Raw genomic sequence first — 700 nt, forward strand, 5'->3', positions numbered from 1 at the left:
AACTCCGTTATGGCAAGTGATTTACCGATAAAAATTAGAATTGTCTGGTTTGACATCAAGATTATTGAGGATTTCAGATGGCTTCAAAAGCGACAGGGATATCGATACTGAGTTTATTAGTAGCTCCGGTGGCGATGGGAGAGACCGCAAGCGCATACGATTTATGTTTGCTAGAAACAATCAAAAAAAGCAATGGCGAAGAAACGATCGAGAGCATTCGCAAGCAGTGTGAGTTAGATACCGTCACGAGCACTGCGTCTGTCGAATCAACAACGAAAGAATCAGAAGAACCGCAGGAAAGCTTGATCGATAAACGTTTGGAATCAGAAAAGCAAACCGCGTTCGAGCCTTTTAGCTTGGTTGCACATCGAATTAACTACATTCTGCCGTTTACTTATAGTGATCGCGTAAACAAACGTGCGTATGCCGACACCAAATACGGCGATGAACTGCGTAAGGAAGAGGCAGAGTTTCAAATCAGCTTTAAAGTACCAATGAACTACGACGATTTGTTGTTTGACGGCGATGGCCTGTTTTTTGGTATGACGCTCAAATCGTTCTGGCAGGTATACACGGGGGATGCGTCGCGTCCGTTTCGCGAAACCAATTATCGTCCTGAGCTGTTTTACTTCACTCCTACAAGTTGGCAGCCGCTTGGTGGCTCAACTTGGCTGGGTTTCGGTATTGAGCATGAATCAAA

Annotated in this window: 1 protein-coding gene; it reads left to right on the forward strand. The window is 44.7% G+C overall.

Features of this window, described 5'->3' with window-relative positions; translation table 11 throughout:
- Positions 1–77: 77 nt before the first annotated feature.
- Positions 78–700 (forward strand): phospholipase A (locus R7R78_RS26405; protein WP_225474647.1); only part of this gene is annotated, 623 nt, incomplete at its 3' end.

Source organism: Vibrio sp. 2134-1, assembly GCF_033339495.1.